This window comes from Syntrophomonas wolfei subsp. wolfei str. Goettingen G311 (assembly GCF_000014725.1).
Classification (GTDB): domain Bacteria; phylum Bacillota; class Syntrophomonadia; order Syntrophomonadales; family Syntrophomonadaceae; genus Syntrophomonas; species Syntrophomonas wolfei.
In genome coordinates, this window is sequence record NC_008346.1 from 2,901,877 (window position 1) to 2,918,278 (window position 16,402).

The window sequence follows — 16,402 nt, forward strand, 5'->3', positions numbered from 1 at the left end:
GGAGGGTTCTAATCCCCGCCTCGCTGCAAAGCTGTGTTGAAACTGCACCGCAGTTTCTTCCGATGCCTAAAGAAGCTATAAGATTTAACTTGTATCTTACCCGTTTTTCTTGACCTGAACCCTGGTTTTCGGTATTTTTAAAATTATTAGGGTCAAACCTTCTCCTGATTAATATAGAAGAGGATGATAAACTTAATGGATTTTCAATCTCTGGATAGTATTACCGCCATCAGCGCTTTTCTAAAATCATATGGCCTGCTGGCTCCCATAGTAGCTTCTGCTCTGTTCATTGTTCAGGCCATATTCCCGGTTTTTCCTTACGTGATTCTGGCCGCGGCAGGAGGCCTTTTGTTTGGTTTTAAACTGGGCTTTTTCCTGGCCTGGTCCGGTGCTCTGGCTGGTGCCTGCCTGGCCTACTGGATTTGCCGACTGGCCGGCTCAGAATGGGTAATTAATACCATACAGTCTCGCTTTTCTTATGATATACGGGAAATAGATACCCGTTTGGCCTTCTGGAGTATCGTAATTGCCCGGGTGTTGCCGGTGGTTCCTACCCCGATAATAAATGCCGCCGCCGCCCTGGCCGGGGTCCCTTTTTGGACCTTCTTCTTTTCCTCTGCCATCGGCAAGCTTCCCACCGCCTTGCTTTATACCGGTCTGGGGCTTTGCCTGTTCCAGGTCAAGGATATTCGCCTGACCCTCTTGGTGCTAGGCCTGATTCTCCTCCTCCTGGTCGCTGGTCGCTACCTGGGGAAAAAACGTCTGCTTTCCCCCTAACCCCTTCCTCCCACCCTGTAATAATTGCCCTTGCATTAATACCGGACATAGGTCCTGTATTGTATTGACAAATCGAACAATTTCGATTAGATTTAAGTTAGGCAATTTTCTGCCATATTAGAGAAACATCTCTTTTTAACCATGAACTATTTGTAGCCAGTGCCTGATATTCGACCAGGGGGGTGTTGGTTTTCAGCAAATTTCCAGAAGATATTAAAAAACCTTCTTTTATATTATCCGAAAAATTGCTGGCTTCAATATTTGATTCTCTTCCCGATGCGGTATTGGTTATTGATATCAACAAAAAAATCATAGCCTGGAACCGCGCCCTGGAAAAAATGACGGGGATTACAACTGCACAAATGCTTGGTAAAAGCAATTATGAGTATAGCCTTCCTTTTTATAGGACAAGGCGTCCCCTGCTTATCGATTATGTATTAAAACCTGAGCAGAATATACCCAGGGAATACTTGTCTCTTGGCCGGGAAAGTGACGCTATGGTATGTGAGAATATTATTCATATCGAAGGTCAGGAAGAACTATACCTCTGGGCCAGGGCTGCACCCTTATACGACCAAAACGGTGAGCTGGTGGGAGCAATTGAATCCATTAGGGATATTACTGCACAAAAAAGAATTGAAAAGGCCATTGGCAACAATGAGCAACGGCTCCGTTATATTGCCGAACATTTATTGGATATTATTATTGAAATCGATAAAAGAGGCTTAATTAAATATAATAGTCCCTCCCCTACTCTTTTTCTAAAACATAATCCCGAAGAACTAATGGGAAAGCCCATCTATAACCTGCTGCATCCCAATGATATCATGCTTCTGACTACAACTCTTAAGGAAGTAATAAAAAACAAAGTATCCAAATCGCTTGAAATTCGCATTAAAGATAGCGAAGGAGATTATCATTGGGTTGAACTCGTAGTAAATCCACAATTTAATAATAACAGCGAAGTTGCTGGAGCCATCTGTGTAGGACGAGTGGTAACGGAACGCAAACTCGCCGAGGATGCTCTGAAAGCCAGTGAGGAAAGGTACCGCGAGCTTTTTGAAAACGCCAATGATATTGTCTTTATTCAAGACATTAGCGGGCCATACCTGGACTTTAACAAGGCGGCGCAAGCTACTACTGGTTTTACCAGGGAGGAACTTCTGAGTATCAGCATGGAGCGCTTGGTGGCTCCTGAGTACCTGGATTTGACCAAAGAGATGATGAAGCAAAAGATTAATCAAGGGGGAGCAACGCGTTACGAGATTGAACTAATCGGGAAAAACCGGAATATAATCCCTGTCGAAGTAAGCAGCCGTTTAATCAGATATAGTGACCAAAGCATAGCCATACAGGGTACCGCTCGCGATATAACCAAACGCCGACAAGCGGAAAAAGCTCTGGCAGCGGAAAAAGAGCGGCTGGCGTTAATTCTTAGCCGTATCGGTCATGGGATAATTACTACAGATAATAACGGGGTTATCACCTTTATCAATACAGAAGCAGAACGTTTTTTTGAGTGGAAGAATGAATATGCCCGGGGTAAAAACATGTTAGATGTGGTGCCTCTGGTTGAAGATTATACTAATCTCAACCGCAGCCTCCTCCTGGCCTACAACCAAAAACAGCACCCAGTGGATATACGCATCATAAACAACCTGGGACAAATCAGCCTTTTGTCTACTACGGTCACCCATATTCCGGGGAATAACGGAAATAACCATGGTATGGTTTTCGTTTTTCGGGATGTAACCGAATTGCGCAAAGCCGAATCCCAGTTGGCTCTATCTCAAAAATTAGAATCTATCGGCCAGCTGGCCGCAGGCATTGCCCATGAGATAAACAACCCCATGCAGTATATCGGGGATAACCTATCCTTTCTAAATGAGGCCTTTGCCAATATTTTCTCCATATTAGAGCAAGTCAAAGCACTTGCCAGTTCCCAAGATATATCGTCATCTATTCTAGATTTAGTAAAACTCTTAGAAAAATCCCAAAGGGAACTTGATTTCTTTCGAAATGAGATTCCCCAGGCTATTCAACAATCCCTCGAAGGGGTAACAGGCGTTTCTGATATTGTGACCGCTCTAAGGAATTTTGCTCACCCCGGATTCGGCGAAAAACAAATAGCCAACATCAACAATGCCATAATGGGAACGGTCTCCATTGCTAAAAATGAATGGAAACACTTAGCAGATCTGGAGTTGAATCTGGGTAACGATCTTCCTGCTGTTAAAATGGTGGTTAATCAAATTAACCAGGTGCTATTGAATATAATTGTTAACGCCTCGCACAGCATACAGGACGCCATTGAAAAGGGCCTTTACCCCAAGGGAAAAATTGTTGTTAGTAGCCTGATAAATGAATCTTATGTTGAGATACGAATTTCCGATAACGGTATGGGTATTCCCGATACAATAATAAATAAAGTATTTGATCCCTTTTTTACTACCAAAGAGGTTGGTAAGGGCACCGGTCAGGGCCTGGCCATTTCCCATGATATCATCGTAAATAAGCATAATGGGTCGATTGAGCTGGAATCCGAAGTTGGCCGGGGTACCACTTTCTATATTAGATTGCCCATTGAGGGTTCGATATGAGGTTTAGGGGGTTAAGCTGATGAATAAAAAGATATTGCTGGTTGATGATGATGAAAAGATCCTGGCATCTTATAGAAGGCAATTAGGCTTGCGCTTGGAGCTTCTTACCGCCAACAATGCGGAAAAAGGCTGGGAAATTTTGCAAAAGCATGGTCCCATAGCCGTAGTTATATCAGATTACAAGATGCCGGGTGTAGATGGCATTGCCTTTTTAGAAAGAGTAAAAGAAATAGCACCCGATACGGTTAGAATCATGTTAACCGGCTATGCCGATATAGATATGGCCATAAACGCCGTTAACCAGGGTAATATTTTTCGCTTTCTGACCAAGCCCTGCCCGATTAAGGATTTCGTTTATGCCATAGCTGCCGCCCTGGAACAATACCGGCTTATATGCTCCGAGCGCGAACTGCTGGAACAAACCTTGAAAGGAAGCATAAAGCTGCTTATTGATATACTATCCATATCTAAGCCCCAGGAATTCAATCAGCTCTCCCGCCTGCGTAATCTGGCCAAAAGAATAGCTCTGCGTCTTAATGTGGAAAAACCCTGGGAACTGGATTTGGCCTTGATGCTATCCCCCATCGGTCTCATTACCATTCCCGAGTATATTCTGCAAAAACGAAATTCCGGAGAGTATTTATGTCCCGATGAAGAAAAAATGTACCAGTCACATCCAGCTACAGCCAAAGATCTATTATCTAACATCCCTCGCCTGGAGAATGTGGCCGAAGCTATTGCCTATCAGATGAAAAACTACCATAGCCAGGAGCCCTGTTCTGGACTTGCCGAAAAGGAGATACCTCTGCTCGGGCGTATTCTCAAAGTAGTTTTGGACTTTAATACGCTGATAAAAAAAAGCTGGTCGGCCACCTATGCCCTGGATTACCTGCAAAAAAATGCGGATTATTATGACCCCGAGGTTCTCTCCGCTTTGATTATTGAAGTCCAGAACCTCAAGGACTGGTCAAAAGAAGCTGCTGATGGCCGCCTGATAAAAATCAAGGATATTAAAGTAGGTATGGTATTGCTGAATGATTTGCAGGATGATAATGGTTTGGTTCTTCTTCCTCAAGGCCAGGAGATTTCCCCCGTTTTGCAGAAACGCCTTTTAAATTTTGCTGAGAAATCCCGTATCCGTGATACGGTCCGCGTGCTAGAACCCCTTGGCGATAAAGCAGCAGGAAATCCCTTTGGCGAAAATTAACGAACTGATATTTAATTATCCATTTCTTCACCTGACAAAAAGTGGTCGATGATAAAAGACTTCACCCGGGCAAAATATAGTGCAGGACTTTTTTGGGAGGTGAAGAGTTTGGTTAAAAAAGCAAAAAGTGTTGCCAGGAAGAGAATGCCAGACCCAAGCGTGCTGGACGGCATCCCTGCTAAAGACCCCCATGCGGAGTATGCCAAGAAAGATACCCTTTTCAAACAACGCCGAGGAGCCCAAAGATAGTCCCAATAATAACGGGGGCCATATTGGCCCCCGTTTTATGCTTTTCCTTTAATACCCGCGAGGACCAAATCCCGTTGAAGGTTTCCCTTGTCTGCCTCTACCAGTGATTCCTGTATATCTATTAATAAAATCTCCGAAAGTCTGGGGCATTTCACTAGGCTGCAGCCCAATGGGATATTAACCCAAAGTATATCTTGTTCAATCATAGTCATTTTAGCACCAATGACTATGATTCTTTATTTGTGGCTATAATTATGATACTATTCTTTATAGAAACATAGTCAAATTGTTTGTAAATGAATATGTTTATTGGGGTTGATTATAATTATGATGTCCTTTCGCGAAGATAAGCTACTGGCCACGAATGTTCCCATGCGCATCGTTAGTTTAATATCAAAAATAAATGAGTATAAGGGGAAGCAAGTCCTTTATAACCAGCAGGCTCCCGAGGTTTTAAATACTCTTAAAAATGTTGCCATCATCCAGAGTACCAGAGCCTCAAATAGCTTAGAAGGCATAACCATTAAAGATACACGGTTAATTGATATTATGCAGAATAAGGTACAGCCGGCCAATCGTTCAGAAGGAGAAATAGCGGGTTACCGGGATGTATTGGCAACCATTCATAGTTCTTATGACGCAATTCCGGTAAAGCCTTCGATACTTCTTCAATTTCATAGGGATCTCTACAGATTTATTTCGCTTGAAGGGGGCTCGTGGAAGAACAGCGATAATGCAATTGAAGAGGTATACCCTGATGGGTCAAAGTTTGTTAGATTCAATCCAGTATCCAGTTTTGCCACTCCGGGGGCAATAGAAGAATTATGTAAGTTTTATAATCAATACAGCAATAGTGGTGAGATCGATTCTCTTATGTTAATATCAGCCACCATACTGGATTTTCTTTGCATACATCCCTTTTGTGATGGGAATGGCCGTATGGCAAGGTTGCTAACTTTGTTGCTTCTATATAAAGAAGGTTACGAGGTGGGAAGATTCATCAGTTTGGAACAAATTATTGAAGAGAGCAAGGACGCTTATTATGATACTCTTTATCAATCTTCACAAAATTGGCATGAAGGAAAACATGATCTGTTGATATGGAGCGAATACCTGCTGGGGATTATCCTGGCTGCATATAAAGAACTTATGGATCGGGTAGGTAAAGTTAGCCGCGCGAGGGGCAATAAAGCTATGCGGGTGGAAGAAACCATAGATCATTTTGTAAGCAATTTTTCTATTAATGATATCAGACGCAGATGCCCAGATATTAGCCCTTCGACTATTAATCGGGTGTTAGCCAAACTTAGAGATGCAAATAAGATCGAAGTGTTAGGAATAGGACGGGGAGCGAAATGGAAGAAAAATTATTAGTTACTAGATATTTTAGTGGTCAGTATTATTTGATATCCATATCTCACGGGTAAAACTCTTCAAAAGAGAATATTTAATAAGGGTGCTTAAATCACCCGCAGTTGGTACAGCTGATGTCTCCATAGAGCAAGTTCGTGCCCTTAAAAGCCCGGTTTTGATTCTTTAACTACTTGTATCGCATCCGGGGTGGTTTGTGCCCCGTTTTAATTACTATTTGTGCCGCCAGCAATAGCGGCGGAATGGAGGTTATTATGTGTTATTTTATAGGAATTCGAAGCAATTTTCTGCTGGAAAATTACAGGTTTATAGAAGATACTCTGGTATTAGTTACTTATGCTAAACATCAACATCAAAAAGAGAACGATAAATATTACTATCTGTTAACATTACGGGGATGTTCCTGTGATATGGTAAATTCAAAAGACAATGCTTTAAATCAAAGATTCAGGTCTTTTTTATCTAAATTTCCAGGAAACCAGGAATCGGAAGTTATGTTACATTGGGAAGGCGGCGAGATCATTTACGAAATAGGCAACAATTATGAAAAGCTGAGACCTCTAATGAAACAACATATAATATCAAAAGAAGACTTTTTAAACTTATATCCTTCTTTAGAAAGAGATTCCCTATATATTTTAACTTAAGGAATAGATTAATTATTCTCGTAGCCTCAGATTTGACCGGTATTAAGGATATTAACTACATGGCGGAATATCTGGATTATGGGATTTACCTGTAAAGGTGTAATAAGTGCCCGAGCCAGGGATTTGTTCCTCAAGCTAAATAAGCACCCGCGTAAATGGTAATAATCTCCATATAAAAAATAAATAGAGGTTATTCAGATGAAAAAATCAAAGAACATACTCACGGATAAAGAAATGGAGCTGGTAAGTCTGCTGATGCAAGAATGCCAAAGTACGGGTGATAGGTGATATACAGTCAAAGCTAAAACGACTGTTTGCCAGTACAATTGAGCAGATGCTAGAAGCCGAGATGGATGAACATTTAGGCTATGAAAAGCATTCGGTAGAGGCAACAACAGCGGTAACTCGCGCAATGGGTACAATCACAAGACCATTATCAGCGATTACGGCGAAAGCGAAATCGCCATACCCCGTGACCGTAATGGTGAATTCAAACCAAGAACTACTTTTTTACCCAAAATAAAAAACCCCTTTCGCATTATTTTCTAAGCGAAATAGGGTTTAACCCATTGAATCCAGTATTTTTAAGGCAATGTTGCTTATAAAAGCCATAACTTGAAGTCATGGTTTTTTAATACAAAGGCCTATATTATTATTTACTGGCGGAAGCGTGTGAGAATCGAACTCACCCACGACGGGACCACCGCCGCGCAGACTGGATTTGAAGTCCAGGCGGCCCACCAGGACCGATCCGCTTCCTTGATTAAAATATCCGTAAACTGTTGCAGTTATGGGAAACTGCTTCATGATAAAGAGCAACTTTATGGTGCTGCGTAGATGAGTATATATCCTGAAAAGTCTTTTGTCAAATCAGCCATGGCAAAAGCTCTATCTATTCTTCACCGCTTTCTTTTACTATTACTGACTCAATTTCATATCCCCGTTTTTGAAGCTCTTCCAGCAAAAGTTCATATTTCAAGTCTTCAATGCGAAGGATCATTTTGTAGCGCTGGCTTTTATTATCAAAATAGACCACCGCATTTAAAATATTTATGCCCTTTTCCGCAATCAGTCCGGTTACTTCCGCCAGGCTGCCGGGGCGATCCTTGACAAAGCAGTCTATCCGGCTGTGAGCTCTATTTACCCCCAAAATATCAATCAAAGCATCAAAAATGTCGGTTTCCGTTACTATGCCGACCAGTTTCTCCTGCTCCAGCACCGGTAAGCCGCTAACTTTGTTTTCCCGCATTATTTTAGCTGCAGTTTCGATGTAGTTTTCTGGCCCAATGGTAAGGACTTTTTGTTTTTTTGGCACTATATCTTTTATTTTAGTCTTGGCCAGGAGGTAATTCAGTTCATGGATGCTTAAAGAGGTAGCAGAGGAAGGCGCGGCCTGGTTAAGATCGGTCAGGGTTATAATCCCGGTCAAGCGGCCTTTGTCCATCACCGGTAAGCGCCGGATGTTATTTTCTTTCATGAGACGAAAAGCTTCAGTGAGACTGGTATTCATTTCTACCGTTATAACATCCTCGGACATACGGTCTTTTACTTTCATAGTCTTACCTCCTCATATAATATGGCTGTTATACAAAGATTATTCGATCGTCATCTTAAGCATGACTCCAGCGCCAGAAGACCATTCCGCCTTCCGTTTTCCGTCCTCCGTCTTCCTATCCCCCCAGGTAAGCCTTCTTTACTTCCTCACTGTTTATCAACTGTTCGGCCGTTCCCTCCAGTACTATTTCTCCGGTTTCAATGACATAGGCCCGGTTAGCAATTGACAGGGCCATATGGGCATTCTGCTCCACCAGCAGTATGGTGGTTCCCCGGGCGTTGATGTCCTTTATTATTTCAAAAATCTCCTTTACCAATAAGGGTGCCAGGCCCATGGAAGGTTCATCCATCAGCATCAACTCGGGCCGGGCCATCAAGGCGCGACCAATAGCCAGCATCTGCTGTTCGCCTCCACTCAAGGTTCCGGCGGTTTGTTTTCTTCTTTCCTTGAGCCGGGGAAAGCGGGTAAAAACATTTTCCAGGTCGCTTTCTATTCCTTTCTTATCTTTACGCAAGTAGGCCCCCATTTCCAGGTTCTCCAGAACGGTCATGGTGGCAAAAACCCTTCGACCCTCCGGTACCTGAGATATGCCCAGTCCTACAATTTTTTCCGGAGCCACTTTGCTGATATCGCTTCCTTTAAACATAATTGCACCATTCCTGGGCCGCAACAGGCCGGAAATGCTTTTTAGCGTATTAGTCTTCCCGGCTCCATTGGCTCCAATCAGGGTTACTATACTGCCCTCTTCCACTTCCAGGGACAGTCCTTTGAGGGCGTGTATGGCGCCATAATATACATCGATTCCTTTTACCTCCAGCACCGGCTATCCGACTTCCTCTCCCAGGTAAGCTTCGATTACCCGTTTATTTCGCCTTATTTCTTCCGGCAGGCCTTCAGCAATAACCTGCCCATAGTCCAAAACATAGATGCGCTCGCAAACGCCCATGACCAAAGACATATCGTGTTCAATCAACAGTATGCTAAGACCAAAGTCTTTCCTGATCCAGCGTATCAAGTCCATTAATTCCCGGGTTTCATTGGGATTCATTCCTGCAGCCGGCTCATCCAGTATCAATAGAGTTGGTTTGGTGGCCAGAGCCCGAGCAATTTCTAATCTTCTCTGTTCCCCATAGGGCAAGCTGGAAGCTATTTCGCCGGCTTTATCCTCCAGGTTGAATATCTGCAAATATTCGTGGGCCTGTTTATTTATCTCTATTTCCCCCTGGAAAAAGCCCGGGGTTCTAAGCAGAGTTTTCAGCAAGCCATAGGGTGCATCTTTATGCAAAGCAATGCGTACATTGTCCAAAACGCTGATGTCTTTAAACAGCCGGATGTTTTGGAAGGTGCGGGCGATTCCCTGCTGGCAAATAGTATAGGGAGCTAAACCGGTGATATCTCGTCCCGAAAAAATAATATTACCCTCATCCGGCTTATATACCCCGGTAATCAGATTAAAGACCGTGGTTTTACCGGCTCCATTGGGTCCAATCAGACCCAGCAGTTCACCGTCTTCCAGGTGGAAGTTGAAATCCAGCACTGCGCTGAGCCCGCCAAAGGATTTGTATAAATTATTTATCTGCAAGAGGCTCATTTTTCTCACCCCAAATCCTGCCCCAAGTCCGTCGGCCCCATTCCTTATTGCCCATCAAGCCCTGAGGTCGGTAAACCATAACCACAACCAGAGTAACTGCGTAAAGAACCATGCGAATAGCCGGGAAAGTCTGCAAAGCAGCCGTAAGCATGGTAACGAAAATAGCGGCTATAACAGCCCCGGTTGTGCTGCCCAGTCCGCCCAGAACCACCATGACCAGGATGTCAAAAGACTTTAAGAAGTTGAAAGTTGACGGTTTAATAATATAGAAATAATGGGCGTAGAGTGCTCCGGCCAGCCCGGCAAACAAGGCACCAATAACGAAAGCCAGTACTTTGTAATTGGTGGTGTTAATACCCATTAATTCGGAAGCCACTTCGTCTTCACGCACAGATATTATAGCCCGGCCATAACTGGAATTAATAAGGTTTACTATAATTACTATGGTGAAGACGGTAAGGGCAAACAACCAGGGCCAGGTGCTGTAACGGGGTATTCCCAGAATTCCGGCGGGACCGCCTATGAAATCGATGTTTTGCAGTATTACCCGGATGATTTCCCCAAAACCCAGGGTGGCAATAGCCAGGTAATCCCCCTTTAGCCTAAGGGTGGGTACCCCTATAATAAGCCCGGCCAGTCCTGCGGCCAGGCAGGCAGCTAGCAGACCCAGTATAAAGGGCTGGCTGTAAATAGTAGTAACTACTACCGCAGCATAGGCACCCACAGCCATAAACCCGGCATGACCCAGAGATAATTGCCCGGTAAAACCGTTAATCAAATTAAGGCTTACCGCCAAAATTATATTAATACACATAGAAGATAAATTTATCTGGTAGTATTCATTTAACAAGCCCGATATTATCAGGTACTGAACCAGGGTAAAAATGCCTGCTAAAACCAGTACTTCAATCAGAAAGCTTCGTGGAACAAATCGCTTTTTCTCCATCTTCTCACCTACACTTTTTCCCCGGTATCCTTACCAAACAAACCGGTGGGTTTAACCAGGAGAATCAATATTAAAACACCAAAGGCTACTGCATCACGGTAGAGGGTACTGCCATAACCGCTGACCATAGTTTCCAGAATCCCCATGAGGAATCCCCCGACCATGGCTCCGGGGATTATGCCGATTCCCCCCAAAACAGCCGCTACGAATGCTTTCAATCCGGGAATAATACCCATCAGCGGGTTAATAGTGTTATAGTAGATTCCTATCATCACACCGGCAGCAGCAGCCAGGGAAGAACCAATAGCAAAGGTTATGGAAATGGTTCTATCCACACTGATGCCCATCAAGATGGCTGCCTCACGATCCAGCGAAACCGCGCGCATAGCCTTGCCGGTTCTGGTTCTTTTAATAATATACTGCAGGGCAATCATAAGAATAACGGCCAGGACAAAAATGAAAATATCCTTATTGGATACCAACAATCCCCCAATTTGATACTTGTGCAGGGGAAATGCGGCTTCGGGGAAAACCCTTTGTTGGGGGGTTAAAAGAAAGAGGGTAAAATACTCCAAAAATAGGGATACCCCGATTGCAGTGATAAGGGCCGCAATACGAGAGGAATTCCGTAATGGTTTATAGGCAATCTTTTCTATCAGCACTCCCAGAACAGCACAGCTGAGCATAGCAAATATCAGTGCTGCAAAAATATTACTCCCCAGAACTGCTATAGAAAAAAACCCTACATAGGCTCCCACCATCATTATGTCTCCGTGGGCAAAGTTTATCAGCATTATTATTCCGTAAACCATGGTGTAGCCCAGGGCAATCAGGGCATATATCGCCCCTAAAGACAGGCCGTTTATCAATTGTTGCAAAAATTCCAGCAATACTGCCACTCCCAACTAGAACTATAGCTTTATTATCTCTAATTCATCTACGAGAAACCATTCATTAAATATGGAAATTTCTTGGTGAGAGATGGTATTGGGACAGCTCAACTCTCCTCTCACCGCTTCCTAAATATTCATTGGCTTGTACAAATATACCGCTCACTATATTAATTATAATAGGCCAAAGAGAGGGTTGCCCCTCCCTTTAACCATAGGCTCGTAGTATTACCGCGATACTAATTTGCCGTCTTTATATTCGATTACCACTATTTCTTTAACCGGGTTGTGTTTTTCGTTAATACTCATGGTACCGGTTATTCCCGGGAAGTCCTTGATTTTAGCCAGAGCCTGCGCTACCTTGGCAGAGTCCGCTTCGCCGGCATCTTTTATAGCCTGAGCCAGTATTTTGGCGGAATCATAACCCAGAGCCGCAAATGAATCGGGAAGCTTTTTGTATTTGGCCTCATAAGCTTTAACAAAAGAAGAGATTACCGGTGAGGGGTCTTCTACGGAATAATGGTTGGCAAAATAAGTGTTGTTCAAGGCTTCAGCTCCTGCTACCTTGACCATATCTGGTGAATCCCAGCCATCGCCGCCACCGATGGGAACCTTGATGTCCAAATCACGGGCCTGTTTGATAAGTAATGCCACTTCGGTGTAGTAGCCGGGTACATAGATAAACTCCGGATTCTTGCTTCTCAGTTTGGTAAGAGTGGCTTTGAAATCCTTGTCCCCATTGACATAACCTTCTTTGGCCACGATTTTACCACCGCCAGCCACAAAGGCTTCCTCAAAATACTTGGCCAGTCCTTTGGCATAATCATCCGAGGTACTGCCAAAGATGACAGCATTCTTTACCTTAAGGTCGTTTAAGGCAAACTCCGCCATACGCCTGGCCTGGTCAGCATCCAAGTAACAGACCCGGAAAATATAATCCAAGGTCTTGCCGGTCTTTTCTTCTACAGTAACATTTTCCGCAGTCGCTGCCGGAGCAATAAGCGGTATCTTATTCTGCATCATAACCGGGGTACTACCTGCTACAGCTCCACTGGTCAGGGGACCCAGTTGGGCTATAATCTTTTCTCCCGCCAGGGCCGCGCTATTATTCATAGCTTCGTCCGGTTTGGATTGGCAATCTCTTTCAATGTACTTCAATTCTTTCCCCAGCACTCCGCCGGCCTGGTTGATTTCTTCGATGGCCAGAACCATACCATTTCTGGAATTGGAGCCATAACTGGCCAGGTCACCGGAAAGTTCTACATTGATTCCTACTGGTATGGTTTCGACTGCCGCTTTATCTCCTCCGGCTTTATCGCCACCTTCCGGCTTGCTGCCACAGCCGGCCAGAACTCCCAGCGTGAACAACATCAGCACCAAAAACACTAGCCTCTTGCTCACTCTCATTCTCCTACCTCCCTTTTTTCTTATGTAATCATGACCTGCTGTCCTCCGGTCATGAAAACAGCATATAAAATTCTAAACTGCCTGCAGTTCCCATTTGCCGCAGCGATCACCCCAGCGGGCTATCAAATCATCATTCTCAAAAAACTGTACCACTTCGCAAGCATTTGAACAACCCTGGCATTCAAAACTACGGGTCTTAAAAGTAATCTCCCGGATATTAAAACCTTTGAAACTGCTCTTTTGCTTCTTCTCCACGGCCCTCCGGGCCAGTAGGGCTGCCCCGATGGCTCCCATAACATCATACCACGGCGGTACGATAATATCCATTTCCAGGTATTTCTTAAAGGCTTCTACCAGACCCTGGTTGGCGGCAACTCCCCCCTGAAATAAAACCGGTGGCCGGATCTCCTTGCCTTTACCTACATTATTCATGTAGTTCCTGACCAGGGCTTCGCATAGCCCAGCAATGATATCCTCGTTATTATATCCTAGCTGTTGCTTATGTATCATATCTGATTCGGCAAAAACAGCACAACGTCCTGCTATCCGAACTGGATTTTTTGCTTGCAGAGCCAGGTTGCCAAAGTCTTCGATCGCTATGGTCAAGCGGCTGGCTTGCTGGTCCAGAAATGAGCCGGTTCCAGCTGCACATACGGTATTCATAGCGAAGTCGGTTACCACTCCCTCACGCAGTATAATTATTTTAGAATCCTGCCCGCCGATTTCAATAATGGTATTGACCCCCGGCACCACCGCAGAAGCCGCAATAGCATGGGCCGTGATTTCATTCTTCACAATGTCGGCACCTATTATCATGCTGCTGAGGTAACGGGCGCTACCCGTAGTTCCAGCCCCGATTATCTCCACCTGGCCCTTTAGCTTCTGGCCTATGGAATAAAGCCCCTGCTGCACGGTGACAATGGGTTGGCCACTGGTACGCAGGTATTCCGCCGCCACCACCTCATTACTCTCGTCCAAGACTACCAGGTTAGTGCTTACCGAGCCCACATCAACACCAAGATATGCCTTCTTCATATTGCCCATCTCTCCCTTTGGCGTTTGTGTTCCCGCCGTTTTTCCAGCAGGTCCACAAAAGCCTCCAACCGGGTCTGCACTCCAGCCTTTCCTGTTTGTTCGTCAATAAATAGCGTTAATACCGGTATGTTAAAATCCCGGCTCACCGCAGGTATAATGCTTTTGGCTACTATTTCCGGAATACAGGCAAAGGGGGCCAGTTGCACTACCCCATCAAAACCATGCCGCGCGTACAATATGGTTTCCCCTATACTGTTAACCCCGTGCCCACCAATAGGAGCTTCGTTTAAATAGGGACGGGCCACCTGGAAAATGTCTCCCTCCAGGTTTACTATGGTATTCTTGCGGGTGTAGGAACTGAGGTAAATGGAACGGTCCGTATAAACCCCCATCTCTCCCAGCATAATCTGCAAATAATGATTGGCAGAAGGTTCTAAAACCACATATATTTCCCCGATAATTCCTATCTTTAAGGGATCGCGGTTCTCATCCCGCCGTACTCCTTGCAGGACTTTCAGCCCTTCTTGCCGGGCCTCATTTACCTCATCTTCTCCATTGGCTTCATCCACAAATTCCAGAGCTTTCCATAGAGCCCGGGTGGTATCCCCTCTTTTCTCTTCATAAGGCCTTATACTATGCGATTGCATCTCCATATCATCAATGGCTTTAATTTTTTCCCAGGCCACCTTCAAGACCTGAATAAAGGCTTTCACTGATAAGCCCCCGCTCACCCGCAAGCGGTGCAGCTTTCGCCAGAAGTCTCTCAAGTCACAGAGCGGTGGTTCAAAGGCAATCACCTTCACCTTTTTACCGATTTCATCCAGGATATACTGGTGCATCACCCAGTAATAACCGGCCCGGCAAGGCCCCATACCCCCAGAGGTCAGTATAATTTCCGCTCCTTTTTCCGCCACCTCCAGGTAGGTTCCCATCAATATCTTAAAGGGTATGCAGGCAAATTCCGGGGAATAACGCACCCCCAGATCCAGTGTTTTCTTGCTGGGCTCGGGGGGAACGATGCACTCATGACCCAGATGGTTCACCAGCCATTTGAACGCAATATAGGAATAACCCATATGGGGGAAACTGATTTTCATTTCCTCTCCCTCCGGTAACGCAACATATCTACAAAAGCTTCAATCCTGGTTCGGACTCCCGCTTCTCCCGTATGCTCATCAACGGCGATGGATAAGTAAGGCCGGTTGCCTCTCCGCCGGCTTTCTATCTCCAACAGCCTGTCCACCATGGAATCAGGCCCACAGGCAAAAGCCGTAAGGTGAATAACCCCCTCTATCTCCGGGCGCTGCATAAAATGCAAGGCTCCGTAAATCACCCGGTTGGAAAAATACCAGAATGTACTCTTGGGCAAGGTTTTGGCCTGCTGGTTCATCTTCCGGTCACTTATTATATCCTGAGTATATACCTTGACCTTTTCTTTTTCCAGTATAGCCAGCAATCCCGCATTAATATAAGCATCATAAAGCAGGTAAGGATATCCTACTACCGCTACCTGCAAATCATAATTCTCGTTACTCTTTTCCTTTTTTGGAATCGGATTCTTTTGTTCAATAATCTTCAGGGCTTCCAGAGGAAGCATCTCCTGGTAAAGCAGCCTGTTGTATTGACGTTGCTGTTCACGGGCCCTGTTGAAGGCCCGTTTAATCTCTTCCCTGCTGTTGCCCAAGCCCTTTCCGATTTCTTGCGAGAGCTGCCAGAGCCCGTCTTTTCCTTGCTTAAGGTCAACCCTGACATCTATGATTTCCGGCAGATCATCCATAGCCAGGCGAAGCATATCCGGCAAGCCCAGAAACTTGGGGCAAAAAGTTTCGGTGCCAAAATCCCCGTGGCTACGCACACTGACCAGGCGGGGGCAGAAAATATAATCAACCTTCCCCGCCAGAGCAGCAGCATGTCCGTGATAAAGTTTTATGGGGATGCAGGCATCGTTTACCGCCTCTTTGACGCCTCGATCAAGAATGGCTTTACTGGTAGCTGGCGAAAGTACCACTTCATGGCCTAGTTCCTCAAAAAAGGTCTTCCATAGCGGAAAATAGATAAAATAGGCCAGGGTTCTTGGGATCCCTATCTTAGACACTTGCAAAATCCTCTCCCTTCTCCCTCCTTCCT

General features: G+C 44.8%; 15 protein-coding genes, 1 tRNA gene and 1 pseudogene. 7 read left to right on the forward strand and 10 right to left on the reverse strand.

The genetic code is table 11. The annotated features are described in order from the left end of the window. The first annotated feature begins 195 nt into the window (after nucleotides 1-195). The 7 genes and pseudogenes from SWOL_RS13160 to SWOL_RS14530 all read left to right on the forward strand — a co-directional run. Complete coding sequence (locus SWOL_RS13160; protein ID WP_011641913.1) at nucleotides 196-777, forward strand: TVP38/TMEM64 family protein; 582 nt, start codon at nucleotides 196-198, stop codon at nucleotides 775-777. Nucleotides 778-959: 182 nt separating this feature from the next. Next, the gene (locus tag SWOL_RS13845; protein WP_081424873.1) at nucleotides 960-3,377 is read left to right on the forward strand and encodes a PAS domain S-box protein; all 2,418 of its coding nucleotides are present in this window, start codon (nucleotides 960-962) and stop codon (nucleotides 3,375-3,377) included. A gap of 19 nt (nucleotides 3,378-3,396) precedes the next feature. Continuing rightward, nucleotides 3,397-4,584 (forward strand): HD domain-containing phosphohydrolase, encoded by a 1,188-nt coding sequence (locus SWOL_RS13170; protein ID WP_011641915.1) that lies wholly within the window; start codon nucleotides 3,397-3,399, stop codon nucleotides 4,582-4,584. Between the two features lie 108 nt (nucleotides 4,585-4,692). Next, nucleotides 4,693-4,833: a hypothetical protein gene (locus SWOL_RS14520; RefSeq protein WP_155814247.1), complete on the forward strand. Its 141-nt coding sequence runs from the start codon at nucleotides 4,693-4,695 to the stop codon at nucleotides 4,831-4,833. Nucleotides 4,834-5,142: 309 nt separating this feature from the next. Further along, nucleotides 5,143-6,207: a Fic family protein gene (locus tag SWOL_RS13175; protein WP_242649341.1), complete on the forward strand. Its 1,065-nt coding sequence runs from the start codon at nucleotides 5,143-5,145 to the stop codon at nucleotides 6,205-6,207. Between the two features lie 239 nt (nucleotides 6,208-6,446). After that, nucleotides 6,447-6,851, forward strand: coding sequence for a hypothetical protein (locus SWOL_RS14625; protein WP_207635304.1), 405 nt, complete (start codon nucleotides 6,447-6,449; stop codon nucleotides 6,849-6,851). 255 nt (nucleotides 6,852-7,106) lie between these two features. After that, a pseudogene (locus tag SWOL_RS14530) lies at nucleotides 7,107-7,352 on the forward strand (transposase); the annotation flags it as partial. Between the two features lie 159 nt (nucleotides 7,353-7,511). Here the strand turns inward: SWOL_RS14530 and SWOL_RS14535 are convergent. The 10 genes from SWOL_RS14535 to SWOL_RS13230 form a co-directional block, all read right to left on the reverse strand. Next, nucleotides 7,512-7,610 (reverse strand) — tRNA-Sec (locus tag SWOL_RS14535). Between the two features lie 133 nt (nucleotides 7,611-7,743). Next, a complete protein-coding gene (locus SWOL_RS13190; RefSeq protein ID WP_011641918.1) occupies nucleotides 7,744-8,406 on the reverse strand; it encodes a CBS and ACT domain-containing protein in 663 nt (220 codons plus the stop codon). 115 nt (nucleotides 8,407-8,521) lie between these two features. After that, entirely contained in the window at nucleotides 8,522-9,226 is a 705-nt protein-coding gene (locus SWOL_RS13195) for an ABC transporter ATP-binding protein (protein ID WP_011641919.1), read from the reverse strand. Between the two features lie 3 nt (nucleotides 9,227-9,229). Continuing rightward, entirely contained in the window at nucleotides 9,230-9,997 is a 768-nt protein-coding gene (locus SWOL_RS13200) for an ABC transporter ATP-binding protein (protein WP_011641920.1), read from the reverse strand. After that, nucleotides 9,975-10,943 carry a branched-chain amino acid ABC transporter permease gene (locus tag SWOL_RS13205; RefSeq protein WP_011641921.1) on the reverse strand — a complete coding sequence of 323 codons (969 nt, stop codon included), beginning with the start codon at nucleotides 10,941-10,943 and terminating at the stop codon, nucleotides 9,975-9,977. Before SWOL_RS13205 ends, SWOL_RS13200 begins: the two co-directional genes overlap by 23 nt. A gap of 8 nt (nucleotides 10,944-10,951) precedes the next feature. After that, nucleotides 10,952-11,833, reverse strand: a complete 882-nt coding sequence (locus SWOL_RS13210; RefSeq protein WP_011641922.1) for a branched-chain amino acid ABC transporter permease — start codon at nucleotides 11,831-11,833, stop codon at nucleotides 10,952-10,954. Between the two features lie 228 nt (nucleotides 11,834-12,061). Further along, complete coding sequence (locus SWOL_RS13215; RefSeq protein WP_011641923.1) at nucleotides 12,062-13,240, reverse strand: ABC transporter substrate-binding protein; 1,179 nt, start codon at nucleotides 13,238-13,240, stop codon at nucleotides 12,062-12,064. A 72-nt stretch (nucleotides 13,241-13,312) separates the two neighbouring features. After that, nucleotides 13,313-14,275 (reverse strand): acyl-CoA dehydratase activase, encoded by a 963-nt coding sequence (locus tag SWOL_RS13220; RefSeq protein WP_011641924.1) that lies wholly within the window; start codon nucleotides 14,273-14,275, stop codon nucleotides 13,313-13,315. Then, nucleotides 14,272-15,372, reverse strand: coding sequence for an acyl-CoA dehydratase activase-related protein (locus tag SWOL_RS13225; protein WP_011641925.1), 1,101 nt, complete (start codon nucleotides 15,370-15,372; stop codon nucleotides 14,272-14,274). Before SWOL_RS13225 ends, SWOL_RS13220 begins: the two co-directional genes overlap by 4 nt. Beyond that, complete coding sequence (locus SWOL_RS13230) at nucleotides 15,369-16,370, reverse strand: acyl-CoA dehydratase activase-related protein (RefSeq protein WP_011641926.1); 1,002 nt, start codon at nucleotides 16,368-16,370, stop codon at nucleotides 15,369-15,371. Before SWOL_RS13230 ends, SWOL_RS13225 begins: the two co-directional genes overlap by 4 nt. Nucleotides 16,371-16,402 lie beyond the last annotated feature (32 nt).

Bases quoted from the DNA above. Each gene is read 5' to 3' on its own strand.
- SWOL_RS13160 (WP_011641913.1), top strand. From the start codon at position 196: ATGGATTTTCAATCTCTGGATAGTATTACCGCCATCAGCGCTTTTCTA.
- SWOL_RS13170 (WP_011641915.1), top strand. From the start codon at position 3,397: ATGAATAAAAAGATATTGCTGGTTGATGATGATGAAAAGATCCTGGCA.
- SWOL_RS14625 (WP_207635304.1), top strand. From the start codon at position 6,447: ATGGAGGTTATTATGTGTTATTTTATAGGAATTCGAAGCAATTTTCTG.
- SWOL_RS13190 (WP_011641918.1), bottom strand. From the start codon at position 8,406: ATGAAAGTAAAAGACCGTATGTCCGAGGATGTTATAACGGTAGAAATG.
- SWOL_RS13200 (WP_011641920.1), bottom strand. From the start codon at position 9,997: ATGAGCCTCTTGCAGATAAATAATTTATACAAATCCTTTGGCGGGCTC.
- SWOL_RS13205 (WP_011641921.1), bottom strand. From the start codon at position 10,943: ATGGAGAAAAAGCGATTTGTTCCACGAAGCTTTCTGATTGAAGTACTG.
- SWOL_RS13215 (WP_011641923.1), bottom strand. From the start codon at position 13,240: ATGAGAGTGAGCAAGAGGCTAGTGTTTTTGGTGCTGATGTTGTTCACG.
- SWOL_RS13220 (WP_011641924.1), bottom strand. From the start codon at position 14,275: ATGAAGAAGGCATATCTTGGTGTTGATGTGGGCTCGGTAAGCACTAAC.
- SWOL_RS13225 (WP_011641925.1), bottom strand. From the start codon at position 15,372: ATGAAAATCAGTTTCCCCCATATGGGTTATTCCTATATTGCGTTCAAA.